The 1,087-nt window shown below is 31.7% G+C and carries 1 protein-coding gene; it reads right to left on the bottom strand.

Going from position 1 to position 1,087, the window contains the following annotated elements; genetic code table 11:
• Positions 1–345: 345 nt before the first annotated feature.
• Positions 346–1,087: ribokinase (locus RT405_RS00900; RefSeq protein ID WP_313466809.1), on the bottom strand; the 742-nt coding region annotated here is incomplete at its 5' end.

The following is a 1,087-nucleotide window of genomic DNA, read 5'->3' as shown; positions in this document are numbered from 1 at the left end:
TTCTACCTTACAATTTTTTCCTACACTCATATAAATTCAACCCTATTTCCCAAAAAAACTTTATCATTCAATATTTATATTATCCTTAATACCAGAAAATAATTTAATGATAATTATTGCTATCATGTCAAAAAAGATATTGTAGAATTACATATTTTTATCGTTGATACGTTAAACCATTACTTGTACTAATTACATAGAAGTTTATTACTACAATATAATAAATATATTCGAAAATATTTATTGAGATCAAAAAAAGAGATTTCAATGTCAGTCATTAAACTCACACCAAAACCTCCTACTCACATATACTCTATTTTTTAATTTTTTAGAAATGTCTTATTCTTACTTTTCTATGCTAGCCAATACTATATTTAGTTCTTCTATAGTTGGCATCCCGCTTTGTGCTCCCTCTTTTTCCACAGAGATGGAAGCACCAAGAGCGGCTAATTTTACAGATGCCATTAAGGGTTGCTTCTGTGCCAAGCTTGAAGCTAAAATGCCATTAAAAGTGTCTCCTGCTCCAGTAGTGTCTTCCACATTAACTGAAATAGCAGGAATCGTTAAAACTTGATTATTCTCAACAAATGATACTCCATTTTCTCCTCTAGTAATAATAATTTTTGGATGTATTTTTTCCGATAATAACAATAGGTCTTTTTCAAAATAACTTGGCTCATGAAAATCAGATACAATTTCTAAAAATTCTGTTTCATTAGGAGTTAAATAGTCAACGTATGGTAATAGTTCTATTAAATCTTTTGTATAAGGGGCAGGATTAAGAATTGTGATAACACCATTAGTCTCAGCAATCTTCAGCGCTTCTTTTAGTGCCACTACGGGAATTTCTAATTGTACGAGCAGAACCTTGGATCCAGCGATTATTTTGCTTTTCTCTTCTACAAACTGGACATCTGTACAGGCATTTGCACCAGATATCACAACAATGCTGTTATCTCCTGTTGCCTTTGTGATAGATGCTATCCCAGTTGGCTGATTTTTCTCAGTCACTATGTGCTCTACATCTAAGTTTTCTCTAACTAATTGTGTTAAAATTTGTTCTCCAAAAATATCTGCTCCAACTTTT

Origin of the sequence: Carnobacterium sp. (genome assembly GCF_032094055.1) — a bacterium.
GTDB lineage: Bacteria > Bacillota > Bacilli > Lactobacillales > Carnobacteriaceae > Carnobacterium_A.
Note: the sequence above shows the minus strand (reverse complement) of the source record. Positions and strands in the feature narration are given on the sequence as shown.